General features: G+C 58.3%; 24 protein-coding genes and 1 pseudogene. 17 read left to right on the forward strand and 8 right to left on the reverse strand.

From position 1 onward, the window contains the following. Positions 1-152 precede the first annotated feature (152 nt). Positions 153-716: pseudogene (locus tag EDF70_RS27050) on the reverse strand (penicillin-binding transpeptidase domain-containing protein); the annotation flags it as partial. On the opposite strand from EDF70_RS27050, the gene EDF70_RS27055 reads away from it, so the two are divergent. Further along, positions 639-1,289 (forward strand): EamA family transporter, encoded by a 651-nt coding sequence (locus EDF70_RS27055; RefSeq protein ID WP_165932158.1) that lies wholly within the window; start codon positions 639-641, stop codon positions 1,287-1,289. The pseudogene EDF70_RS27050 and the gene EDF70_RS27055 overlap by 78 nt on opposite strands. 115 nt (positions 1,290-1,404) lie before the next feature. Here the strand turns inward: EDF70_RS27055 and EDF70_RS27060 are convergent, their stop codons facing one another. Continuing rightward, positions 1,405-2,301, reverse strand: a complete 897-nt coding sequence (locus EDF70_RS27060) for a LysR family transcriptional regulator (protein ID WP_132280495.1) — start codon at positions 2,299-2,301, stop codon at positions 1,405-1,407. Positions 2,302-2,489: 188 nt separating this feature from the next. Between EDF70_RS27060 and EDF70_RS27065 the strand changes: the two genes are divergently transcribed. The 3 genes from EDF70_RS27065 to EDF70_RS27075 all read left to right on the forward strand — a co-directional run bounded on the left by EDF70_RS27065 (position 2,490) and on the right by EDF70_RS27075 (position 5,692). Beyond that, entirely contained in the window at positions 2,490-4,214 is a 1,725-nt protein-coding gene (locus tag EDF70_RS27065) for a penicillin-binding protein 2 (RefSeq protein ID WP_132280498.1), read from the forward strand. A 384-nt stretch (positions 4,215-4,598) separates the two neighbouring features. Beyond that, a complete protein-coding gene (locus tag EDF70_RS30760) occupies positions 4,599-4,958 on the forward strand; it encodes a hypothetical protein (RefSeq protein ID WP_348639743.1) in 360 nt (119 codons plus the stop codon). An 80-nt stretch (positions 4,959-5,038) separates the two neighbouring features. Then, the gene (locus EDF70_RS27075) at positions 5,039-5,692 is read left to right on the forward strand and encodes a HAMP domain-containing sensor histidine kinase (protein ID WP_281033637.1); all 654 of its coding nucleotides are present in this window, start codon (positions 5,039-5,041) and stop codon (positions 5,690-5,692) included. A gap of 101 nt (positions 5,693-5,793) precedes the next feature. Here the strand turns inward: EDF70_RS27075 and EDF70_RS27080 are convergent, their stop codons facing one another. Next, positions 5,794-7,779 carry an ATP-binding protein gene (locus EDF70_RS27080; RefSeq protein ID WP_132280745.1) on the reverse strand — a complete coding sequence of 662 codons (1,986 nt, stop codon included), beginning with the start codon at positions 7,777-7,779 and terminating at the stop codon, positions 5,794-5,796. A gap of 317 nt (positions 7,780-8,096) precedes the next feature. Between EDF70_RS27080 and EDF70_RS27085 the strand changes: the two genes are divergently transcribed. Continuing rightward, a complete protein-coding gene (locus EDF70_RS27085; protein WP_132280501.1) occupies positions 8,097-8,915 on the forward strand; it encodes an alpha/beta hydrolase in 819 nt (272 codons plus the stop codon). A gap of 215 nt (positions 8,916-9,130) precedes the next feature. Here the strand turns inward: EDF70_RS27085 and nhaA are convergent, their stop codons facing one another. Beyond that, positions 9,131-10,330, reverse strand: a complete 1,200-nt coding sequence (gene nhaA, locus EDF70_RS27090) for a Na+/H+ antiporter NhaA (RefSeq protein ID WP_132280504.1) — start codon at positions 10,328-10,330, stop codon at positions 9,131-9,133. A 326-nt stretch (positions 10,331-10,656) separates the two neighbouring features. Further along, positions 10,657-11,661 (reverse strand): LysR family transcriptional regulator, encoded by a 1,005-nt coding sequence (locus tag EDF70_RS27095; RefSeq protein ID WP_132280527.1) that lies wholly within the window; start codon positions 11,659-11,661, stop codon positions 10,657-10,659. A 37-nt stretch (positions 11,662-11,698) separates the two neighbouring features. Here EDF70_RS27095 and EDF70_RS27100 point away from each other — a divergent pair, with 37 nt between their 5' ends. The 9 genes from EDF70_RS27100 to EDF70_RS27140 all read left to right on the forward strand — a co-directional run bounded on the left by EDF70_RS27100 (position 11,699) and on the right by EDF70_RS27140 (position 19,218). Then, positions 11,699-12,748, forward strand: coding sequence for an ABC transporter substrate-binding protein (locus EDF70_RS27100; protein ID WP_245519392.1), 1,050 nt, complete (start codon positions 11,699-11,701; stop codon positions 12,746-12,748). Positions 12,749-12,828: 80 nt separating this feature from the next. Next, positions 12,829-13,620 carry an SDR family NAD(P)-dependent oxidoreductase gene (locus EDF70_RS27105; protein WP_132280530.1) on the forward strand — a complete coding sequence of 264 codons (792 nt, stop codon included), beginning with the start codon at positions 12,829-12,831 and terminating at the stop codon, positions 13,618-13,620. 12 nt (positions 13,621-13,632) lie between these two features. After that, positions 13,633-15,069: an allantoinase AllB gene (gene allB, locus EDF70_RS27110; RefSeq protein ID WP_132280533.1), complete on the forward strand. Its 1,437-nt coding sequence runs from the start codon at positions 13,633-13,635 to the stop codon at positions 15,067-15,069. Between the two features lie 5 nt (positions 15,070-15,074). Continuing rightward, a complete protein-coding gene (locus EDF70_RS27115; protein ID WP_132280537.1) occupies positions 15,075-15,914 on the forward strand; it encodes an ABC transporter ATP-binding protein in 840 nt (279 codons plus the stop codon). Further along, entirely contained in the window at positions 15,911-16,687 is a 777-nt protein-coding gene (locus tag EDF70_RS27120; protein ID WP_132280540.1) for an ABC transporter permease, read from the forward strand. The genes EDF70_RS27115 and EDF70_RS27120 overlap by 4 nt, the downstream gene beginning before the upstream one ends. A gap of 40 nt (positions 16,688-16,727) precedes the next feature. Next, positions 16,728-17,141 (forward strand): DUF3830 family protein, encoded by a 414-nt coding sequence (locus tag EDF70_RS27125; RefSeq protein ID WP_132280543.1) that lies wholly within the window; start codon positions 16,728-16,730, stop codon positions 17,139-17,141. 5 nt (positions 17,142-17,146) lie between these two features. Further along, the gene (locus EDF70_RS27130; protein WP_132280546.1) at positions 17,147-18,103 is read left to right on the forward strand and encodes an acetamidase/formamidase family protein; all 957 of its coding nucleotides are present in this window, start codon (positions 17,147-17,149) and stop codon (positions 18,101-18,103) included. A gap of 1 nt (position 18,104) precedes the next feature. Beyond that, the gene (locus EDF70_RS27135) at positions 18,105-18,773 is read left to right on the forward strand and encodes an HD domain-containing protein (protein WP_132280549.1); all 669 of its coding nucleotides are present in this window, start codon (positions 18,105-18,107) and stop codon (positions 18,771-18,773) included. Between the two features lie 16 nt (positions 18,774-18,789). Beyond that, positions 18,790-19,218: a heme-binding protein gene (locus tag EDF70_RS27140; RefSeq protein WP_132280552.1), complete on the forward strand. Its 429-nt coding sequence runs from the start codon at positions 18,790-18,792 to the stop codon at positions 19,216-19,218. Positions 19,219-19,700: 482 nt separating this feature from the next. Here the strand turns inward: EDF70_RS27140 and EDF70_RS27145 are convergent, their stop codons facing one another. Then, positions 19,701-20,114, reverse strand: coding sequence for a helix-turn-helix domain-containing protein (locus EDF70_RS27145; RefSeq protein WP_132280555.1), 414 nt, complete (start codon positions 20,112-20,114; stop codon positions 19,701-19,703). 122 nt (positions 20,115-20,236) lie between these two features. On the opposite strand from EDF70_RS27145, the gene EDF70_RS27150 reads away from it, so the two are divergent. The 3 genes from EDF70_RS27150 to EDF70_RS27165 all read left to right on the forward strand — a co-directional run bounded on the left by EDF70_RS27150 (position 20,237) and on the right by EDF70_RS27165 (position 22,902). Then, positions 20,237-21,070, forward strand: coding sequence for an enoyl-CoA hydratase/isomerase family protein (locus EDF70_RS27150; protein WP_132280558.1), 834 nt, complete (start codon positions 20,237-20,239; stop codon positions 21,068-21,070). 575 nt (positions 21,071-21,645) lie between these two features. After that, complete coding sequence (locus tag EDF70_RS27160; protein WP_132280561.1) at positions 21,646-22,014, forward strand: nuclear transport factor 2 family protein; 369 nt, start codon at positions 21,646-21,648, stop codon at positions 22,012-22,014. A 78-nt stretch (positions 22,015-22,092) separates the two neighbouring features. Then, entirely contained in the window at positions 22,093-22,902 is an 810-nt protein-coding gene (locus EDF70_RS27165; protein ID WP_132280564.1) for a class II glutamine amidotransferase, read from the forward strand. Between the two features lie 203 nt (positions 22,903-23,105). On the opposite strand, the gene EDF70_RS27170 is transcribed toward EDF70_RS27165, so the two are convergent. Further along, a complete protein-coding gene (locus tag EDF70_RS27170; protein WP_132280567.1) occupies positions 23,106-24,095 on the reverse strand; it encodes a zinc-dependent alcohol dehydrogenase family protein in 990 nt (329 codons plus the stop codon). 60 nt (positions 24,096-24,155) lie between these two features. After that, complete coding sequence (locus tag EDF70_RS27175) at positions 24,156-24,458, reverse strand: metalloregulator ArsR/SmtB family transcription factor (RefSeq protein WP_132280570.1); 303 nt, start codon at positions 24,456-24,458, stop codon at positions 24,156-24,158. Between the last annotated feature and the right edge of the window lie 46 nt (positions 24,459-24,504).

Here is a 24,504-nt window from a genome sequence, read left to right on the forward strand (position 1 = left end):
CCAATATGGGCATCGGCGGCATAACGCCCGCACAGAAACTGAAAATGGCCGCGTGAATTCTACTGCGGAGCCCCGTTAAAAACGGGGGGATTACCCAACAGTCTGACGGATGCCGCCGCGCGACAATCACTGGCGTGGTCGCGAAGCCATTATCAATATGAAGTTATAAGGCCATCACCAAACTCTGCACGGACATTCAGTATCGAAGCAGACCTGCTGACAATGTCGCGAACCATGGGTGCTGCGTTGTTCGTTGCAAACGTCATACCCTTATCGCCTTTGCGGGGTTCGTCGCAGAACGAAAGGACGACGTATTTCGGGTCGTCTATCGGGAACGCAGCAAGGTAGGCGTTGAAGCTCAGGACATGCGAGTAGCGGCCGTTGATGACCTTGTTTGCCGTACCGGTTTTCCCGCCGACATGAAAACCCGGTACGTCAGCGCTGCGGCCGGACCCTTGTTCGCCGTTAAGCTTGAAGAGTGCGCGGATAGTGTCGCTCGTGCTCGCCTTCACGACCGTCGTTGCAACCCTATTTGCCGCTTCGACTGTGCGCGGTAGGAAGGTGGGCGAGATCAGTCGTCCGCCATCGACAAGAGCTGCACCGGCAACCGCAGTCTGAAGCGGTGTCGTGGCTACCCCGTGCCCGAAGGAAACGGTGATCGAGTTGATCTTCTTCCAGAGCTTGGGCTGACTTGGCGTTTTCACCTCTGGCAGTTCTCCGGCGTCATCGATCGCACGCGTCCTTCCCGAAGTGTCGTTGCGGGGCTCGCCATCGGCCTTTGCGGCCTGTTTCTGATCGTCGGACCGCCGGTCTTCCTGGCCGGTTCAGCATCGGTCGAGACGGGGTACGCGGTCTGGCTGGCATTCGTTCTCTGCGCCGCAGGTCTGACATGGTCGATCGGCAGCCTGATCCAGAAGCCCTTATTTGCGGCGACGTCGCAGGTCTGGGCTGCCGGACTACAGACGCTGTCTGCAGCGGTCGTTCTGACCGCCCTGTGCTGGACGAGTGGGACCGCAGTCCTGCCACAGGCTGAATTTGCCCCGCTTCAGCTCATCGCTTTTCTTTACCTTGTGATCTTTGGCTCAGTCGTCAGCCTGCTGGCCTACATCACTGTCATGAAGATCTATCCGCCAGTGATCGCGTCGACCTTCGCCTATGTAAATCCGCTCGTCGGTGTGGTCCTTGGATGGGCGTTTCTTGGCGAAAAGCCCGAACTGATTCCATTGGTCGGGATCGCGCTCATCCTGACGGGCGTATCGGTGATCATGGTTCGCGCGCAATCCAAGTAAGAACGGCTTGGTCTTGAACGGGATCGAACCTGTGACCCGGTAAATTTCCAAGCACTTTTTCGCCTATAAAAAGGGACGGTTATGGACCGCTTCGTGCTGTCCCAGCTTCGATTGATTATGGTGAGATCGAAGCCAACAATGACTTCCGGACGAGCGTCTCGAAATCCATCAACTCCTGGCGACCGTCCCCCAGGCGTGTCACAAAAATGACCGGGGATGTGACTTTATCCGATATCGGCTTGTACGTGACCGAGTCCATTACTGTCCGCCCGACTGAGGCAGGTACTATCGACAAGCCCTCCCCGGCCGCAACCAGCTCGAGCGCCGTGACCTTCGAAAGCGTCTCGAAGGCTACCTCTGTAGGCAAGCCACGGTCCTCGAAGAGCCGCTGCACGAAGTCAACGAAACTCGGCCTCGGGTGCTTGGGATAAAGTATGAGCGGATATCGTGAAAGCTCCGCCATGGAAACCGGCCCCTCGCGAAGTGCCAGCGCATGTGCGAACGGCAATACGGCGAGCAATTCCTCCTCCTGAAGGACTGTCCGGCTGATGGCAGGATCATCGACGTGGATGCGGTTGAAACCAGCGTCGATCTTCTGACTGTTGAGGGCCACGTACTGCTCGACGCTCGATATCTCCATGAGTTCGACATCAAGGAGCGGGTTGGTGGCTCTGAATTCGCGCACAACCGACGATATCGAAGCGTGAATTGCTGGCGACACAAAACCGATCCTGAATTTGCGCCGTTCGCTCTTGATCGCATCGGAAACCCTCACGCGCATCTTCTCCGCGCGATCGAGCACAGCCGTCGCTTCTTCGAAGAATAGCTCGCCGATCGGGGTCAGGGACAACGGTCGCGCGCTCCGATCAATGAGCTGAGCCCCGACCTCGGCTTCGAGGTTCTGGATCTGGCGGCTCAGGGGTGGCTGCGCCATATTCAGACGATCGGCAGCTTTCGAGAAGCTGCGTTCGGCAGCTACCGCGACAAAATACCGAAGCAGTCTAAAATCCATCTCAATACCTAATGGGTATAATGTCCACACTCAAACTGTCTTAGACAGATAAGGATTGCGGCGGTAGTCGTTTCTTAGAATGCGCCGCATATGAGAGCGCAGGGTCGGATTCGCTCGTTGATCATTTCACTGCACCGTCGAAATCATGCCGCAGCCAATGGACGTGCGGGATGCGAGGCTGCGACCTGATGTCGATGGTTCATTTCCTGCTTGCGAGGTCGAACCGCCTGAAAACCGTAGGCGCGACACGTATCGTGCTCCGCCGTCCGCACGGCACTCGTTCCCGCTCTCTGCAGGCAAAGTCGAGACTTCGGGTCCTGATGATCGCCCTGCTGATGGCGTACGCGGTCATCTTCGGCAAATTGATCGTGCTCGGAAATCAGGCCGAGCCGGAGTCTTCTGGCATATCCAGAGCGCCCCAGATGACCGCATCCCGTCCTGAAATCGTCGATCGCAACGGGCAACTGCTGGCGACGGACATCCAGACGATGTCCCTCTTCGCGGAGCCGATGAAGATTGTCGATGCAGACGAGGCGGTGGAAAAGCTGACAACGGTCTTTCCGGACCTGGATCGCAAAGGGGTCTATGACAAGCTGACAAACAAGCGATCTCATTTCGCCTGGCTGCAGCGCCAACTCAGTCCCAAGCAGCAGAGCCAAGTTCTCGATCTTGGTATTCCGGCACTTGGGTTCCGCCCTGAAGTGAGGCGGTTCTATCCCGGCGGCCGCACGGCGGCGCACATTCTCGGATATGTCGATATTGATAACCGCGGCGTCAGCGGAATGGAAAAGTATCTCGACCAGCAAGGGCTGTCGGACCTTGCTTCCGCCGGATTGCTCGACGGGAAAAACCTGGAGCCCCTGCAACTCTCCATCGACTTGCGGGTCCAGAACGTCGTCCATGACGTGGTTGTTGATGCTCTGACGCGTTATGAGAGCAAGGCGGCTGGAGCCGTGATCCTCGATATCCGTACGGGCGAAGTCCTCGCGATGGCATCCGCGCCTGACTTCGATCCAAACGATCCTCAAAATACTGGCGGCGATGGATGGCTGAACCGGATGTCGAACGGCACCTTTGAGATGGGATCGACGTTCAAGACATTTTCGATGGCGATGGCGCTCGACAGTGGCCTCGTCAAACTTACCGACACCTTCGATGCGAGAAATCCCATCCGCATTGGCGGATTCACCATCCACGATGATGCGTATGTTCCCAGGAAATGGCTGACCGTCCCGGAAATTTTTCGACATTCGTCCAATATCGGCACGGCCAAGATGGTCGACATCATCGGCATGGACACACAACGGGCCTATCTCGAACGTTTCGGTCTTCTGACAAGGATGCAGACGGAGCTTCCGGAGGTCAAAGCTCCAAGCCAACCCAAGGTATGGAAGAAGATCAATTCGATAACGGTTTCATTCGGACACGGCGTGGCGACGACGCCGCTGCAGACCGCGGTCGCGGGAGCTGCCCTCGTCGATGGCGGCCGACTGATAGAACCGACCTTTCTGCCGCGGACGGCGGCGGCAGCCAACGAAGTGGCGCGCACTGTCGTTAAGCCGGGAACGAGCGACACGATCCGGGCGCTCTTCAAACTCAACGGCGAACAAGGATCGGGCCGCAGCGCGGACGTTCCCGGGTTCCATGTCGGAGGAAAGACGGGAACCGCCAATAAGGTGATCAACGGCCACTATTCTCACGTATTGAGTTTCAACGCCTACCTCGCTGCATTTCCAATCGATCACCCAAAATATGTGATCCTTTCCTTCTGCGACGAGCCCAGAAAAGGCGACCATGGGATGACATTTGCAACGAACAATGCGGCCCCAATGGTGAGGGACATCGTCGCCAGGTCTGCTGCCATGTTAGGCGTGCAACCTGATTTTGGAAACAACTTCATCACATCATACTGATCTGATTTTCTAGAGATCGCACTTTTGCGCAAAGGCTTTCTGATGGATCCGACCCAGCCTGTCAGTCACCTTCTGGAGGGCATGCTAAACTCACAAGAGGAGCCGCAGCCCCGCTGCCATGATGGCGGATACCGCTGGAGATCATAATGACTGCCGGCGAATTCATTGCACTCGCTCTTTTTGTCGTCGTATCCATCATCACTCGGGCGGCGCGACCACACTGGCGATGACTTCGGGCGCTCACTTTGGATACCGTCGCTCCCTGCCTCTGATTGGCGGGATCGCGTTCGGCCTCGGATCGATGGGAGTGTCGACCGCCGCAGGCCTTGGCGGCGTTATCCAGGCCTTGCCGTCACTGCAGGTCGCAATGAAAGCGGTGGGACATTGTATCTGTTGTGGCTCGCCACGACGATTGCCCGGAGCGGCCCGCCGCATCTGAATTCCGGTCCCCTACGACCGACCGGGTTTGTCGGGGCGGTCTGGTTGGTCTGGTACAACACGAAGGCCTGGGCGGTGACAATCGGCGCGGCGGCATCCTTTGCCATGCTCGCCGCTAGTCCCGTGCATCTGGGTGTCCTGCTCGGCGTCTCTTTCACCGTTGGCGCGGTCGTATCGCTCTCGCTCTGGTGCCTAGCCGGGCTGCTGCTCGCAAGACTTCTAAAGACTGACGGCCAGTGGCGAGTGCTGAACATCACGCTCGGATTGCTGCTTGCAGTTCCGATCGTACAGATGTGGTTTGAATGAATCATTCCGCAAACGGCGTGTGATGTTGCCCAAAATAAACTGTTTGACCGATTGAGGTCGCGGAAATCCGCGAACAGTTCATCGCCGTGCTCGGGCATGACCTGCGCAACCCTCTTGCCTCGATCGGAGCTGGCGCCCGGCTTCTGACCAAGTCTCCTCTGGACGATCGCGCCAGAACGGTGGTCGCGATGATGCTGAAGAGCGTTGATCGAATGGGGAACCTGGTCGATAACGTCATGGACTTTGCCCGCGGCCGCCTTGGCGGCGGCATCACCCTTCAGCTGTCGAATGAGCCACTCCAGCCGGCCCTTGAACAGGTTGTGGGAGAACTACGGAGCGTCTGGACAGAACGAGAGATCGTTACTCATTTTGCGCTTGAGCGAACGCTGTCGGTCGACCACAAACGGATTGCACAGCTCTTCTCCAACCTGCTTGGCAACGCTCTGACCCATGGGTCTGCCGATCGTCCTGTGCTCGTCATCGCGGCCACATCGGACACCGGGCTGGAGCTTTCGGTATCCAATGGCGGCAAACCAATACCGGATAGCGCACTGGAGAAGCTGTTCCAGCCGTTCAGCCGGCATCACGGTCAGGAACGCACCGAAGGTCTGGGCCTTGGACTTTACATCGCCTCCAGGATCGCCGAAGCGCATGGCGGCCGGATCGATGTTGTCTCCACCCCGCAAGAGACGCGATTTACCCTGCGAATTCCAATGGCGCTCCTACCGGAGTGAAGATGCCTGCCGACGAGTCGCCGGCACTAGGTCAATGCCGGACTTGAACTCTTGCGTGCAGGTTTGGACGGATGGCTGTTAGACCGAGATGAACGCCTCCGTCAGTTCTGAGAAATCATCTCCCGCACGCGGGCGGCTAAGACCTCCACCGGGAACGGCTTGCTCATGACGGACATTCCTTGATCGAGGTGACCATCGCGGACAGTCGAACTCTCCGCGTATCCGGTTATGAAGAGTACTTTGAGATCCGGGCGTGACTGGCGTGCAGCGTCCGCCATCTGCCGGCCATTCATACCTCCCGGAAGACCGACGTCACTGACGAGGAGGTCAATCCTGACGTCCGATTGCAGTATCTTCATGCCAGCAACGCTATCACCCGCTTCAATGACCGTGTAATCGAGTTCATGCAGGATATCCGAGATCAGCATTCGTACTGTCGGCTCGTCATCGACCACCAGAATGGTTTCGCCCTGCTCAGAGCGAGTAAGCACTCGCTGCTCGGCCTGTTCGTCGTTCACAATACCATCCAACACATGTCGGGGCAGATATATGCAGACGGTCGTGCCCTGTCCTTCGTCTGATGAGATCGTCACCTGTCCGCCGGACTGCTTTGCGAAGCCATAGATCATCGATAGGCCGAGCCCAGTTCCCTCGCCGAGCGGCTTGGTTGTGAAGAACGGCTCGAAAACCTTCTCGCGGATGTCTTCGGGGATACCCGTACCGCTATCGCTCACGCAGATCAGGAGATATTCACCCTTGGGCAAGTCATGCGCCGAAGCCGCAGCCTGATCCAGCGCGATGTTTTCTGTGTTGATGGTAATTCGTCCACCATTCGGCATGGCGTCACGGGCGTTGATGCACAGGTTGAGAAGTGCGTTTTCCAGCTGAGATGAGTCCACCAGTGCCGGCCAAAGGCCGGTCGTCCCGATCACATCGAGCTCGATCGACGGGCCAACAGTGCGACGGATCAAATCCTCCAGTTCGTTGATCAGCCGATTGACACTGGTCGGCTTCGGATCGAGCGTCTGGCGGCGCGAGAAGGCCAACAGTCGGTGCGTCAACGCCGCTGCGCGCTGAACGGCACCCTGGGCTGCCGAGAGATATCGTTCGACGTCTGCCGTGCGACCTTGGGTCAGGCGGCGTGTCACGAGTTGCAGGCTTCCGGATATGCCGGCGAGCAGGTTGTTGAAGTCGTGAGCAAGGCCGCCGGTCAACTGGCCCACGGCCTCCATTTTTTGCGCTTGGCGCAACGCTTCCTCCGCCTTGAGGAGTTCTGCTGTGCGCTCGGCAACCCGATGCTCCAGGTCGTCGTTCAAAACCTGCAGCATGGCGATCGCCCGGTCGCGCTCGGCCTCGACGGCACGGCGATCGTCAACATCGATGAGCACACCGGGAAAACGAAACGGCTTCCCATCGGCATCGCAATCGACACGACCGTTCGCTTCGATCCAGTAGTAATTGCCGTCTTGACGCCGAACGCGATATTGGTGGGCGTAATGCCCTCGCTGTTCGATTGCATCATTGATGGCGGCGAGGAGCCCATCGCGATCTTCCGGGTGAACCGTGGAAATGATCTGGTCCAGGGGAACCCCGCTGCGACCAAACGCCGGATCGAGACCAAAACTATCCGCGAAGGCCGAATCAATGGTGAACTGGTCCGTCAAAATATCCCAGACCCAAGTGCCGATGATCGCCCCGGCGCTCAACGCCAGTTGGACACGCTCGGCGTTGGCGCGGTCGCGTGACTGCGCAGCGAGCAATTCTGTCGTCTCATAGGCGACATCCAGAAATCCCTTGATGGTGTCTCCGTCGCGCAAGGGGCTGTAGGAAAATGTCCAGTAGGTATCTTCCGGATAACCCTTGCGGGTCATCACCAGGTGAAGGTTTTCCAGATAAACGGTTTCGCCAGCCATCGCCCGCGCAATCAACGGCTCGATGTCCTGCCAAACTTCCGGCCAGACCTGGTCGATAGGTTGCCCCAATGCCCATGGATGCCGATCTCCGAGGAACGGCGCATAAGCCTCGTTGTAGATGAAGGTTTTTTCCGGTCCCCAGGTCGCACACATGCCAAAGCTGGTGGAAGACATAATGTCGTAGGTCGTGCGCAACGCTGACGACCATGTTTCTTTTGGGCCTATGGCGTACTCGCCCAGTCGAAGCCTCCCCAGTAGTTCAAAACGCTGCTCCTGTCTGACGCGCCATGGTCCCATGCCATAGTTCAGCATAGATGGTGTAGCGGTAAAGCTTTGAAAGTACTTAAGCCGTTGGACGCGAAATCCGAGACAAAATCGCATCCGTGTCGAGCCACCGGACTATCCGTTTTTGTGCAGCATGGGCGCGCATATTGCGTGGAACACCCGCCCTGCCGACGTGTTTACTCCCCGTCACGCAAGAGGAGATACCGATGGCATTTGTCGAGGCAAAAGACGGAACGCAACTGCATGTAAAGGACATGGGAAAGGGCCGCCCGGTGATTCTTATCCATGGATGGCCACTGACCGGCGACATGTTCGAATATCAGACTCTCGCGCTTCTCGAAGCCGGATACAGGGTCGTGACCTATGACCGCCGCGGATTTGGTCAGTCCGGTCATCCTGCGACTGGTTACGACTACGATACGTTTGCCGATGACCTGGCAAGCGTTCTTGAGGAGCTCGACCTACAGGACGTCGCACTTGTCGGCTTTTCGATGGGCGGTGGTGAAATCGCCCGCTACCTGAGCCGTCATGGGGCATCGCGTGTCTCCAAGACAATCCTGGTCGCATCGGTTGCGGGCTACCTGCTAAAGGACCAAAGTAACCCGGATGGCGTGGACGTCAGCGTCTTCGAGGACATGAAATCCCAGATCCGCAAGGACCGGTTCGCGTTCCTTCAGGATTTCGCGAAGACGTTCTATGGTGTTGGATGGGTCACAAGCCCGGTCAGCGACGGCATTCTCGACTGGTCGTTTACACTCGGCATCATGGCCAGTCCGAAAGCGACAATCGATTGCGTGGACGCCTTCGGAAAGACTGACTTTCGAGGCGATTTCTCGGCGTTCACCATCCCGACCCTCATCATCCACGGAACGGCGGACAAGACAGTGCCGATTGATCCATCCAGCCGGACCGCGGCAGCTGCTATCCCCGGCGCAAAACTCATCGAATACGAAGGGGAGCCGCACGGTCTGTTTGCCACCGCACCCGATCGGCTGAACAAGGATCTGCTCGATTTCTTGGCATAGCCAAGGCGAGGACAGATATTTAGCCAGTTGATAGGCTTGCTCCGTATGAGGAGCAAGCCTATCGGCACGAGAGGGCATTCGATCGGCCTGATGTCTCCTACATCCTCCGAACCTGGGCGATCCGCTGACTGTCATAGGGGACGATAATGGACGCCCGAAGTGCCGATGCTAACCGACAGCAATTCAAAGAGCTATCCTCGGCCAGCGCAAAGATGTCACTGCCCTTCGGCTATTCGCCTCGGACGACTGAATACCATCAGGCAGATGGAGCCGAGAATTCCGGCGACGACAGAACCCATGAGGATGCCGATTTTGACATGATCCTGAACGACAGGATCATTGAAAGCGAGCAGGCCGATGAACAGGCTCATCGTGAAGCCGATCCCGCACAGGAAAGCAGTTCCCATCATCTGACCCCAGCTTGCTCTAGCCGGCAGGTCGGCCAGTCCCAGCTTGACGAGAAGCGCGACCGTCCCGAGAACGCCGACCAGTTTGCCGACCAGCAGGCCGGCCGCTACGCCCATGGTCAAAGGCTCAGCGAAAACATCTGCCGTCACTCCAGCAAACGAGACACCAGCATTGGCAAAACCGAAGACGGGCACGACGATGAAAGCCACCGGCTTGTGCAGACTATGCTCGAGCTTGTGGAGCGGGGATTCGGCATGAGTGGCTTCCGGCAAGCCAGGCGTCAGCTTCAGCGGGATCGTCAGGGCAAGCATCACGCCAGCCAGCGTCGCGTGAACACCTGACGCAAAAACCAGAACCCACAACGCTGCCCCGAGAACCAGATAGGGCCAAAGCGCCGTCACCTTCATGCGATTGAAGATGATCAGGTTGCCGAGCACGATTGCAGCGCCGGCAAGCGCCATAAGGTTGAGATCTTCGGTGTAAAACAAGGCAATGACGATAACGGCGCAGAGATCGTCGATGATTGCCAGTGCCGCGAGGAAGATCTTGAGCGATGCCGGTACGCGCGATCCGAACAGCGAGATCACACCCAGCGCGAAGGCGATATCGGTGGCGGTCGGGATTGCCCATCCTCTCAGCGCTGAAGGATCATGCCGATTGAAGAAGACATAAAACAGCGCCGGAAACAGCATGCCGCCTGCTGCTGCCGCGCCGGGGAGGATGCGTCGGCTCCAGGAGGAAAGCTGACCGTCCAGCATCTCGCGCTTGATCTCAAGCCCAACGAGCAGAAAGAAGACGGCCATCAACGCGTCATTGATCCAGTGCTGCAGGCTGAGCGGCCCGATATAAACGTGCAGTGCGTGGAAATAATCCTCAGCGACCGGCGAGTTCGCGGTGATGATCGCCAGGACAGCGACGATCATGAGAACAATACCGCCAGATGCCTCGTTGTCGAGAAAGTGGCGGAGGGTGGATTGAATGCGGCCCTTTGAAGTTGTCGAAGACATGGGTTCGCGCTCCCTTGGTTGGAAGGTTGATCGAAGTCTCCGTGGATTTCGGGGGAACCCGCAGCACCGCAGCACGCGCTGTCGATTGACATTAACCCAATGCGCCGTACTTCGCCACCCGCTTCGACTAGTCGAGGACAGCTTCTCGACATTGGCAGCATTGCTTCCTTGTCTAAGCCCCCCTCCGCAATTTGCTGGCAAGTACATAGCCGTCGATGACAGCGACTGTGGGCCTTACGCCCGCAAGTGGCGCGCTAGCGGGATCTAATTTATAAATGTACCGACGCTTTGAAAGGGCTCGAACTTACGACGCCGGCGACGAACGCCTAACTCATTGCCTTTACAAGCCTATCCGCAAACGATGCTGCTGCGACCGGCAGAATGCGGCCACGCAGCTGACACACGACAAGATCGGACGATGGGATGTCACGCTCATCAACGGGACGGCTGACGAGCTCAGTCCCCGGCTCTGGAACAGGCGCCCCTATCTCGACCTGGAATGAGATCATATCGCAACGAAGCACCAGCCCACGCAGCATTTCGAACGAGTTCGACTCCGCCATGATTTTGAACGAGAGGTCTTTTTTCGCGACCACCTGATCCAGCACCTGTCGCCCTCCAAGACTTGCGTCCGGCAAAGCCAAGGGATGACCGACAAAGTCGGACAGACGCAACGCAGGCTTTTGTGCCAGCGGATGATCCTGACGCAGGATGGCCACCAATCGCTGCGGGATAGATTTTATAATGCGGACCGCCGGACGCACCGTTGCGCGGTAAACGATCGCAAGATCAGCATCGTATTCGATCAGTGCATTGATTGCCGCCTCGTGGTCCATCACCTTGACGTCGAACACCAACCGCGGATTATCTTTGCGAAAGACGCCGATCTGGGATGGTAGGAAATCATAGGCGAGCGCCTGGCTGCAGGCAATCTTGATCGGACCACGCCGCAGACCACGCAGATCCTCGACCTGCGAGCTGAGGCGCTCCGCGTCGGCGATCTGGCTTCGTGCGTAGCGCACGAACATTTCTCCGGCGGTCGTCAGTTTTACGCCACGCGGACGACGTTCGAATATGGGCGCCCCAAGTTCGATCTCCAGATCCTGGATTTTCCGGTTCATCGCCGAGGCCGTGATGTTCATCTTTTCCGCCGCCTGGCGGATGGAGCCAGATCTTGCGATCTCGGAAACCTGTTCCAGCAATTTGAGATGACGCATCCGCTTCTCCAGTGAGGCCTTTTTAGCACCGCTCTTGCACGAAAATAGCGGTAGAAGTATCCACTGAATAGCGTCATCTTTCCCCTGCAAAAAGAAAACAGAGCGGCGAAACAAGAGCCCCTCTCCTCCGGAACGATCAAGGGAACGAAGAATGGCTCACCACCAGATGAAGACGCGCGCCCGGATGCTGGCGCTTGCCGCTGCAACTGCACTGTCTGCAATTGCCGCCGGTACCGCAGCCCATGCCGAAACCAGCATCAAAATGATCCTGAACTGGAAATACGAAGGCCCGCAGGGCCTCCTCTTCCTTGCCGAGGACAAGGGCTATTTCAAGCAGGAAGGCCTCGACGTCACCTTTGACCAAGGCAATGGCTCGGGAGCCGGTGTGCCGCTTGTTGCCAACGGCGCCTATGACATGGCGTTTGGAGATATCAACGCACTGATCGAGCTTGCCGCCAAGAAGCCGGAGGATGCACCCGTCGGCGTCTTCACCATGTATACCCAGCCCCCCTTCGCGGTCGCGGTCAAGGCCGACAGCCCAATCAAGTCGCCGGCAGACTTTCCCGGCCATACAATCGGCGGCGCTGCAAACGATGGCGCGCTGAAACTCTTCCCGGCGCTTTGCTCGATCACCAAGACCGACTGCAAAAAGGTGGAGATCACCAATATGCAGCCGAACCTTCGCGAGCAGATGCTGATGCAGGGCCAGGTCGACGGCGTCTTTGGTTACGTCAACACGATCCGTTTCAGCGCCAAGCTGATTGGCGTCGATCCCGACAAGCAGCTTCGCTTCATCAAGTATGGCGATTACGGCATGGACCTCTACTCCAACACCATCATCGCATCGAAGGCGCTGATCAAGGACCATCCGGACGCCGTGAAGGGCTTCCTGCGCGCCATCAACAAGAGCATCAAGGATGCGATCAAAGACCCGGATGCAGCGATCGCAGCCGTGCAAAAGCGCGAACCGCTGATCAAGCCCGCGGTGGAACGTCAGCGCTTCGACGCCACCATCCGTGACGAAATGAACCATGACGAGATTGCCAGGATCGGCTTCGGCGACGTTGACGAAACACGCCTGAAAAAGTCGATCGACATCATCGTTAAGGCCAAGGATCTACAGCGCACGCCCCCGGTTGCCGAAGTATTCGATCGGAGCTTCCTGCCGGCCAAGGCCGACCGCCTGACGGTCATGAACTGACAGTCGTCGACTGATCACACACTGCGGCGGCCCCGCGCCGCCGCCTCCCCCCACCATCACTATTCGAACGGAACATCATCATGGACCTGATGCTGAAGGATAAAGTCGTGTTCATCACAGGCCCTGCCAAAGGCATGGGCGCGGCTGTCACGCTCGCCTTTGCCAATGAAGGCGCAAAGCTCGCCCTCGTCGGCCGTGATACGGCGGCCATTGAACCTGTTGCAGAGGCAGCCCGGGCCGCAGGCTCTCCTGTTGTCGTCATCGCCTGCGACCTGACCGACGCTGCACAGTGCGATGCGGCGGCCGCAAAAACGGTTGAGGAATTCGGACGGATCGACGTGCTCGTGAATGTCGCCGGCGGATCCGGCCCGATGGGCAAGACCGGTGTGGAAACCACGCCGGAAGAGTTCGACGAGATCGTCACGCTCAACATGAACGGCTGCTTCCATACGATCCGCTCGGTCCTGCCGTCGATGATCGAAAACCGCTACGGCAAGGTCGTCAATGTCGGCGGTACGTTCGGGATGAAGGGGCGCGCCGGGCGCCTTGCCTATTCCGCCTCCAAATGGGGCCTGCGTGGCATCACCAAGAGCTTTGCCCTCGAAGTCGGGCAGCACAACATCAACGTCAACAACGTTGCTCCCGGCATGGTCGACGGTCCGCGCTTCCGTGACAAGGTCTGCAAGACGATGGCTCAGAAGCTCGGGATATCAGAGGAAGAAGCCGCGATCCGCCACGCCGAAGACTATGCGCTGAAGCGCATTACCGTCGATGAGGACGTCGCCAATGCCTGCCTGTTCTTCGCCAGCGACGTGTCGCGCCAGATCACTGGCGCCGACATCCCGGTCGATGGCGGCTGGGCTGCCCTTTAAGGAGATTTGAAGATGACCACCACAGAGATCATGGCAGACCTCGCCGTCAACGGCGGCACCATCGTTACGCCGGATGCACAGTATGAAGCCAGTATCGCCATCAAGGACGGCAAGATCCTTGCGATCGGCGAGCAGGACGCCATGCCCGCAGCACAGGAAACGCTCGACGCCACTGGCCTCCACATTCTGCCGGGCGCCATTGACGTGCATGTCCATTTCCGCGACCCCGGCTATCCGCAGAAAGAAGATTTTGCCAGTGGCACGGCTGCCGCAGCCTTCGGCGGCGTGACCACTGTCTTCGACATGCCGAACACGCTCCCGGCGATCGCCGATGCAAAATCGCTCGCTGAAAAGCATGCGATTGCCGGCGCCAAGGCCCATGTCGATTACGGCCTCTATGCCGTGCTCGGCGAAGACAGCCTGCCGAATATCGGCGCGCTGATCGACGCTGGCGTGATCGGCTTCAAATGCTACATGGGCAATACGTTCGGCCGCATCCCATCGCCGACGACGGGCGCCATGCTGGAACTGTTCGAGATCGTCGCGCCGACCGGCAAGCGCATCTCGTTGCATGCCGAGACCAACTCTATCATGGAGCGTCGCGAGGCACGTCTGCGCGCCATGGGGCGCACCGATCCGCTCGCCCATCTTGCCGCCCGGCCGGCGGTGGTTGCGACGGAAGCCGTCGCCCGAGCCGCAATCCTTGCCGAATGGACCGGCGCCCGCATCCATATCCTGCACATCTCGTCTACGGCCGAGCTCCGGCCTCTGGCGGAGGCGAAGGCTCGCGGCGTCGACATTACCGGCGAGACCTGCCCGCAGTACCTGCTGCTCTCTGCTGACGACTATGAGGCGAAACGCGGTGTCATCCGCGTCAATCCGCCGGTCAGAGAGACCGAAAACCAGGACCCGATCTGGCAGGCGCTGGTCGACGGCACGATCGATATGATCGCCACCGACCACGCACCCCATTCTATCGAGGAAAAGACCCGCGAGGATATCTGGACTGTCGATTGCGGTTTTCCCGGTGTCGAAACCCAGATGCCACTGATGTTAACTGAAGTGGCGCGCCGGCAGGCAAGCCTGTCGGACTACGTCCGCTGGAGCGCCGAGAAACCAGCCAAATGCTGGGGTCTCTACCCGACCAAGGGCGCCCTAATGGTCGGATCGGACGCCGATCTCGCCATCGTTGATACCAACCGCGAATGGACGATTGACGATGCGAAGATCCAGTCGACGGCAAAAATCTCACCCTGGCATGGCATGAAAGCGACGGCGCTGCCGATCCACACCATTGTTCGCGGCCGCTTCGCCATGAAGGACCGCACATTGCAGGACAATGCCAAGGGTTGGGGCCGCTCGGTTCATGCGATCCAAGAAATGCCGACACCGGACGTGCGCCATGCCGACCAAACGATGGCTGCCGTGACCGCGCCGAGAAAGGGCTGATCCCCATGAACCAGGCTCTCGCCACCGACATCGCAATCCGTAATGCTATTATCGATCTGGAACGGGTGAACGTCACCTTCGGTGGCGAGAAGAACAAGACCGTGGCTCTCGCCGAGACATCGCTTCGCATCGAGAACGGCGAATTCGTAGCCCTTGTCGGCCCGTCGGGTTGCGGCAAGTCGACGATCCTCAAGCTGGTCGCCGGCACCCTGTCGCCCTCCGAGGGCCATATCTTCGTCACCGGCCGCGAGATCGGCGCCAATGACGTGCGGATCGGCATGGCCTTCCAGAACCCGACGCTGCTGCCCTGGCTGAATATCCGCGACAACGTCATGATGCCGCTGAAGATCGTGCCTCCGTTCAAGCGGGATTTTGCCAGAAAGAAGAGCGGCGAATACCGGGACCGCGCCGAGGCGCTTCTTGCCAAGGTCGGCCTCTCCGGCTTCGGCGACAAGTTCCCCTGGCAGCTTTCCGGCGGCATGCAGCAGCGCGCCTCACTCTGCCGGGCGCTGATCCACGATCCGACCCTGCTCCTGCTCGACGAGCCATTTGGAGCGCTCGATCAGTTCACCCGCGAGGAACTTTGGGAAATCATGCAGACGCTGTGGATCGAGCGGCGGCCGACGGTGCTGCTCGTCACCCACGATCTGAAAGAAGCGGCCTATCTGGCGACCCGCATCTGCGTGATGCAGGCGCGGCCGGGCCGGATCATCGATGACAGTGTCGTGCCTTTCGCCCGCCCGCGGACGATCGACGTCTCTTTCCAACCCGAATTTGTCTCCCTTACCCAAAGGCTGCGCGAGCGCATCGTTGCGGCACGGGCCGTTCATGAGGTGCAGCCATGAGTGCAGCCGCCAAACGCCAGATCCTGTCCGCCATTTGCATTCTCGGCTTTTTCGTCCTCTGGGAAATCATCTGCGTGGCCTTCCACGTCTCGGATCTCGTCCTGCCGCGCCCGAGCCAGGTGCTCGTGACGCTCTGGACCCAGTTTCCGGCGATCTGGCCGCATACGGTTCAGACGGTCTATACGACACTGCTCGGCCTTGGCCTCGGTATCGTCTTCGGGCTGGCACTCGGCATGCTGATTGGATCATCGCGGCTTGCCTATGATGTGGCCTATCCGCTGCTCGTCGGTTTCTCGTCCATTCCGAAGGTGGCGATCGTGCCCATCCTGGTCCTCTGGTTCGGCTCCGGCACGGTACCTGCCGTCCTGACCGCTATGGTCATGTGCATCTTCCCGATCGTCGTCAACGTCGCCGCCGGTCTCGCCTCGACAGAACCGGAACTGCAGGATGTGATGCGGACCCTGAAGGCGACGAAGCTGGAAATCCTCTGGAACATCGGCTTGCCGCGGACCATGCCGTACTTTTTCGCCTCCTTGAAGGTCGCGGCCACGCTGGCCTTTGTCGGGACGGTCATCTCGGAAACCGTCGCCTCCAATCGGGGCATCGGCAACGTGATGATGATCGCAAGTTCCAGCTTCGACGTGCCGCTGGTGTTTGCCGGCCTATTCATTCTCGCCGCCTTGGGTGTCGCCCTTTATGTGATCTTCTCCGTCATCGAAGGGCGTGTGACCGGTTGGGCCAGGCGCGGCGACAATTTTTCGGCGGGCGGCTGAAGCCGTTGCCACTACTCTTCCATCAGACAGAGGAAATACCATGACCAAGCTCAAAATCACCGCCGGCCCATTTACCTTCGATGCCCGGCTGGAGACCGAAGATGCCCCAAAAACCTGCGCCGCCTTCCTCAAGCGCCTGCCCTATGAGAGCAAGATCGTCCATGTGCGCTGGAGCGGTGAAGGTGTCTGGGTTCCCTTGGGTGACGAGGATTTCGGGGTCACATACGAGAACCACACGAGCCACCCGGCCCCCGGCCACATCATTCTTTATCCGGGCGGCATCAGCGAGACGGAAATCCTGCTGGCCTATGGCGGCGTCGACTTCTCCTCGAAAATGGGGCAGCTTGCCGGCAATCACTTCATCACCCTGACGTCGGGGCTCGAGAACCTTAAAACCCTCGGCAACCTGACGCTCTGGGAAGGTGCCCAGAATATCCGTTTCGAACTGGTCTGATCGACATGCCCCATCACGACGTCTTTCCCTCCCCTGAGACCGTGCACTGGGGCAGTCTCGATGCCTCCCTGAAACCAGTCGTCGAGATTGGTTCCGGCGACACCGTCACCATCCATAGCGTGAGCGGCTCGCCGGCAGAGGTCTCGCGCGACCCGGCGCATGTCGTGCGCCCGGAGCTCAGCGCAATCCATCAGGCGCTATCGCCTTCACCCGGCCCCCATATTCTGACGGGACCGGTCTACATTCGTGGAGCAGAACCCGGCGATACGTTGCGCGTCGAGATCGTCGACATCCAGCTGCGTGACGATTGGGGTTTTAATATCATCCGACCCGGCAAGGGCGCCCTGCCGGACGATTTTACCGACGATCACATGATGCATTTGACGATCGATCGGCAGGCAAGGACCATCACCACCCCGTGGGGCATGGTGCTTCCCGCCCGCCCGTTCTTCGGGATCATGGCGACCGCACCAAGGCCACAAGACGGACGCCTGACCTCGATCGTACCGGGATATTTCGGGGGGAATATGGATAATCGCCATCTTGGCGCCGGTGCAGTTCTCTACCTCCCCGTATCGGTCGAAGGCGCCCTGTTCTCCGCCGGCGACGGTCACGCATCGCAAGGCGACGGCGAGGTATGCCTTACCGCAGTAGAGACCGGGCTGAGCGGCACGTTCAGGATCGACGTGATCAAGGGCGCCACTCTGTCGGTGCCCTACGCGGAAACGCCAGATCACTTGATCACGATGGGTTTCGACGAAGATCTGGAACGGGCGATGCAGTCGGCCCTTCGCGCGGCAATCCGGATGATCGTTGATCGAACCGGGCTTACAGAGCCGCAGGCTTATAGCCTATGCAGCATGGCGACCGATGCCTCCATCACGCAGGTCGTCAACATCAAGAAGGGCGCCCATGTGATGATCCCGAAAGCCGTCATCAATCAGTCGAACAGGAAGGCCTGATATGCCGGAACCGATCACCGCGGACGCATTGGAAGGCCAGTTCGGAAGCCGGCGACTGATGGAGCAGCTGGCCTTCATCCTCGAAGTCGAAAAGCTGAAGACAATTTTGAGGAAGACGCCGCTCCTCGATCGCTCCCGCGTTGAGAACGACGCTGAGCATACCTGGCAGCTGGCATTGATGGCGATGGTGTTGTCGGAGCATTCGCGCGAGCCGGTCGACCTTCTTCGCGTGATCAAGATGCTGCTGATCCACGACATCGTCGAGATCGATGCCGGCGACACTTTTGCCTACGATCATGTCGCCCGCGTCAGCCAGGCCGAACGTGAGCTCAAGGCTGCCGATCGTATCTTTGCGATCCTGCCACAGGACCAGGCGGCCGAATTCCGTGCGCTCTGGGACGAGTTCGAGCTCAAAGCGACGGCGGAATCCCGGTTTGCCAATGCGATGGACCGGTTGCAGCCGACACTGCACAATTTCTTCACCGAGGGCGGCACCTGGAATACGAAGGGCGTGACGTCGGCCGATGTTCAGCGCCGCACAGCCCCGATCGCCGTTTCGTCAGATAGTCTCGGCGAGCTTTGTAAACAGCTCGTCGCGAGCGCGATCGAGCAGGGCATTCTGGCGCCAGCGCCCGATGACCAAAGCACTCACCATACCCAGTCGAATTGAAATCAGAGGTTCCACTATGTTGACGATCAAGAGGCTCAGCCTGACCGACGCCCGTATCCTGATCGAAGGTGCCAGCGCCAAGGCCGTCGAAATCGGCGTGCCGATGTGCATCGCGATTTCGGACGAGTCCGGTCAGCTGATCGCGTTCGAGCGGATGGATGGCGGGAAGATCACCAGTACGATCATCGCCCAGGACAAGGCCTATACGGCCGCCGGTGCGAAGCGCACGACCGAGAGCTATGGTGTGGCCAGTCAACCGGGCAACCCGGCCTATGGCATCAACTCCGCAATCGGTGGGCGCCTGCTCGTCGTCGCAGGCGGTCTTCCCGTGATCGCGGAGGGCGAGGTAATCGGCGCGATCGGCGTCAGCTCCGGCACACCGGCGCAGGATACCGAATGTGCTCAGGCAGGCATCGAGAGCTTTATCAGAAGTTTTTCGGTTTAGGTCTTTGCAATGGTGGGGACATTCGCCTTGATGGGACACGAACCGACGACCCAGTTGTTAGCTCTACACAGAACCCGAATTCGCTCTCTAATGTTCAGCAGATATTTCACCAGCAATCGGCGCTTTTGGGACAGTAACAAGAAAGCTGCGTAACCTTCTTTTGATGACGTTAAGTCCATGAGTTGACTGGCGCGAAAATAGGCCTGAGTCGCCCGTCCGCCAACATTCTGGCCCCTAGTCGGGCCGCTGAACACGCCCGAAGACATCAGCGTAGCACCGCGTTACGAGTACGAATCTATTACCGCCTGCTGGAAAGCTCGATGGGCGATCCGCTCTATCAGGTCAGCCCACGCAGCGGGTGATTTCAGTAACTCAAGACGGCAGCGGACTGGCTCGCTTACAATTATAGTGATGCCACAGTCATTGGCGTTTCGGCTGCCAATCCGTCTTGAGCATCTCTCGTTTCGCCGACGCGACGGGATTTAGCTTGCTCCCCTCTCAGCGGTAGATATGGCTGCCTCCTGATCCTGGCGAGCATCGTAACTGCCCTGGCAGTGTTGGATTTCGTCGATATTCTCTAAGGTCCAATCGAACAAGATCGAGAATGGCCCCTGCAACGATCGGCCGAGCGACGTCAGCGCGTATTCGACACCGAGCACGCGACCATGCAGAACTCTGCGCGTCACCATGCCGTTACGCTCCAGCTTTCGTAAAGTCTGCGTCAATACACGTTGCGTGACACCGTCAAGGCGACGCTTGATTGCATTAAACCGCCTTGGTTCGCTCAACACTGCCAGCACCATCATCGACCACTTGTCGGCAATCTGGTCGAGGATTACCCGGCTTGGACAATCGGCCCTGTAGATCGGATCATGTTCAGTGACCTGCTCATCCATCGGTATCCTCCAGCATCCCTGGGATGCTTGCGGTGCGTAATTGACGCTAGGTATTCGATGAATACCTTACCGTCAACGATGCGCGACATCATCACTGACAGCTCAAAGCATGGAGTTTAGCTATGACAAATGCAGACTTTCGACGGCTTCGGATTTCAAGGGTAAACGCCGTTGCAACAATCAGGATCGAAAACCCACCAGTAAACGTCCTCGACGTGCCGCTGATGCGCGAAATACGCCAGTTCCTGATTTCAGTTCGTGACGATCCGGATACACGCGTCCTGATTTTCGAGAGCGCTGACCCCGAATTCTTTATCGCCCATGTCGACATGGCCTTGATCGACGAGCCGCACGCCTTTGATGCGCTTGCCCGCGAGGCTCCAGAGGGCCTCAATCCATTTCAGGCTTTTGGTGAGCTTATACGGGAACAACCTCAGGTGACGATCGTCAAGCTTGCGGGCCTGGCGCGCGGCGGTGGCGCGGAATTCGTCGCGGCAGCCGACATGGCGTTTGCGGCAGAAGGCAGGGCAGGACTTGCCCAATGCGAAGCATTGATGGGGATCACCCCCGGCGGTGGCGCAACGCAATATCTGTCCAGCCGCATGACACCTGGTCGGGCACTTGAAGTGATCCTCGGCGCTGATCTGATGGATGCCACGACCGCGGAACGCTACGGATGGATCAACCGGGCATTGCCGGCTGACGAGCTCGACAGTTTTGTCGACAGGCTGGCGCGCAACATCGCCGCATTACCGGAAGGTGTCATTGCCGCAGCAAAAAGTGCGTTTCCGAAAACGGATTTGCGAGAAGGTTTTCGCCGCGAACATGATGCCTGGGCAGGACTGTTCGCGCGCCCCGCCGCCGAAAGGCTCATCAGAGGCGGTCTTGCTGCCGGCGCGCAGACCAAGGACGGCGAACGACGGCTCGAAGAGCTGCTCCGGACGCTCGAAGCTTGATCCACAAGATTTAGAGCGTGTCGCAGCTAATCTGCGCCATTCTGTTGGCTTAGACGGAGTCGGATATTCGTTCGGCCGGCGCGCGTCGTAGCCACAGCATACGGCCAAGCCGGCCGAACGAATAGGCGGCCCGTATCAGCCAACCCCGAAGGGGCCGGGCATCTTTGCGCCAGGATCAGAGGCGATCGGCTCGACCGTACCTTCGGGTATGCCCTTCGCCGATCGCCTCTGCCCTGACGAAAACCTGCTCCGGCAGAATGACGCAGATTAGCTGCGACACGCTCTAGCATGGCTATGGCGTTGCGGTTTTTGCGACACTGTTTTGCAGGCGCTGCGGCTATTCGGTCGCTCTTTGCCTCGCTACCAATCACTGTCTCTGGCCTTTTGTGGAGCTGACGGCCACGCGCATTGCAGATTTCCACGCGGCTGGAGACATCGGCCTTCACGATGTGTCCAGTGGCGATCGCCTCTAATCAAATCAGCAGTGCAGCCTTAAAGCCGCAGCAAACCTGAATGCCGACCATTACGGCGCGGACGATAACGAGAATTATGTTTATCAGCAGCGGAGCGAGTTGATGCAGGCCTCAGACTATAACAAACTTATGCAACGGAATCTCACGCATGTTTTCAACGAGCGTGATCCGCAAAAACGTCTGGAAGTCATCCGTGAGCTTTACAATTCGGATGCCGTGTTAAACGAACCAGAAGCGTCCGCAACCGGGCACGAGGCGATCTCGAACGCTGTAACCGAGCTTCTTGGTAGCCTGCCGCCAGAAATTGCATTTACCGCTATTGGACCAGCCATCGGCCATCATTCTTTAGGGCGCTTGCGGTGGCAGTCCGGTCCGCCGAACGGCCCAGCCGTGGTTAAGGGGATGGATATAGCCCATTTCATCAAAGGACGTATTCAGTCGCTTTACGTCTTCATTGAGAATGACGCCTGACCCTGGAAGGGTTTCCGTTGTGGCCAACTGAATACACCGCGCCGCTTCCACCGCTCGCACCATAAGGATGATCATCTGATGTGCCGCTTCCTTGCCTGGATTGGAGACCCGCGCTTTCTCGATGATTTCGTACTCAATGCCGGCCAATCCCTTGTGACCCAAAGCCGTTCCGCTTTGATCGGGAAAACATCCCTCAATGCGGATGGCTTTGGTCTTGCGTGGTATGGAGATCGAGATCTGCCGTGCGTCTACAAGGATGTGCATCCTGCATGGTCAGACGAAAACCTGAAACAAATCGCATCCCATACAAAGGCGAGATTGTTTCTGGCACATGTGCGTGCATCAACATCGACGGCAATTTCACGAAATAACTGCCACCCGTTCAGCAAGGGGCGCTGGAGCTTTATGCATAACGGCCAGTTGGGCGGGCATTTGAAACTGCGCCAGAAGCTTGATGTCATGATACCCGTGGAGTGTTACGATCAGCGATATGGCGCCACCGACAGCGAGGCGATATTCCTGATTGCAGTCGGCCTGGGATTGGATCGGGCTCCCATAGCTGCGATGGAGCAGGCCGTCGGACAGGTTGAAATGCTGGCTCGGGAAGGCGGGCACACCCCACACATGCGCTTTTCGGCATGCTGGAGCGACGGAGAGAAAGTGTATGCGGCTCGCTATGCTTCAGATCGTTTCGTTCCAAGCTTATTCTATCGTCTTCAGGACGACGGCATTGTCGTGTGTTCCGAGCCACTGGATGAGGATGAAACCGGCTGGATCGAAATTTCGCCTGGTACAGCAATCGCCACAGACGGTCGAACACTGGAAAAAGCAGAGTTCAGACCGGAGGCCTGTGTGGGAACACATAAAAATTCTGCAGGATTTGCGTGAATGCACGCCTCTTTCCAGAGGCTACGCGAGAGGGGAGAAGCCATCTATGGGTTCGGTATACTGCCGCACTGCTCGGTCGTAATAGGCGGACCGTGATCGGGCTCCCACAATTCCAAGTGCGCTTACCGGCTGGTGCGCAACTCCCGGCGACCGAGGAGTTGCGCATCTCGCATATCATGACGTTGCTTTAAGGAACCCGACGGTCAGGAAGTCTCATTTTCAAAATGAGCCGACGGTTCGATTGTTATGGCGATCTTCCCTCGAACACCGTTGTTGGGCTTCTCGAGGAGCGCGTGGGCAAGCGGAAGGTCGGCGAGAGAAAAGACTGCACCCACATGTGGCCGCAACTGCCCCCGCTCGACCAATGCGCTCAACTCATCAAGCTTGCCGCGGTTCTGCCGTGTAAAGACGAAGTGAAAACTTGCGTTCTTGCCCCATGCTTCAATGAGGTTTTGCGGCTGCGCGATATCGACGATCGAAACGACACGACCAAGTTGCGCGAGTGCGTGTGGGCTGCGAGACAAGGCATCTCCTCCAATCGTGTCGAAAACCACATCAACACCGCGACCACCGGTTTCCCGCATGATGGCATCGACATAATCTTGCTTCCGATAGTCGATGACGACATCCGCCCCCATACTCCGTGCAAAGTCGAAATTATCCTCGCGAATGGTCGTGAACACTTTCGCACCGATGGCTTTCGCAACCTGGATCGCCACATGTCCGACACCTCCCGCACCGCCATGGATCAGGATGCTCTCTCCAACCCTCAGAGCGACACGCCCGACCAGCGCCTCCCATACCGTGCCGCCGACAAGGCTCAGGCTCGCCGCTTCGAGATGGCTCAGGTTGGCGGGTTTCCTTGCGATGATGGATTCATTCGCGACGTGATATTCGGCATAACTTCCCGGACCGTCGAATATCTGTGGGGTGTACCAGACCTCGTCTCCGGGAGAGAATGTCGTGACACCCGCACCGACGGCTTCGACAACGCCGGAAACGTCATGACCGGTAATGGCCGGCAAAGACACCAGATCGAGGTAGTCGCCACGCCGCACCTGGTAATCCAAGGGGTTGATCGAGGTTGCATGGACGCGCACCAGAACTTGTCCGGCCTGCGCAACGGGTTTTGGCATATCCTGAAGTTCGAAGGCTTCCGGGCCGCCGAAAGATTTAAGGGTCATCGCTTTCATCACACATCCTCACTTCGAGAAAAATGGATATCGAGAAATCTCGATATAATTAGTTAAAAATCACAGGTCCTTGCCTATGATCTCGGCCAGCGCACTGATGGTTGCTTCGTTCCGCTTGTAGTAGGTCCACTGACCGATGCGCCGGACTTCGACAAGCCCGGCTCGCTGGAGGGTGGCAAGATAACCGGACACTGTCGACTGTGACAGCCCGACGCCTTCCTGGATGCTGCTGACACAGACCCCAACGACATCAACGTCACCTTCATCCTGTGGAGGAAAATTCTTCGCAGGATCTTTCAAGCCTTTCAGAATCTCAAGGCGTGTCTGGTTTGAGAGGGCTTTGAATATCTCGAGCAATTCCATGCGCCCTATATATCGATATTTTTCGATATGTCAATATGCAGACTGT

This window comes from Neorhizobium sp. JUb45 (assembly GCF_004343585.1).
Taxonomy (GTDB): domain Bacteria; phylum Pseudomonadota; class Alphaproteobacteria; order Rhizobiales; family Rhizobiaceae; genus Neorhizobium.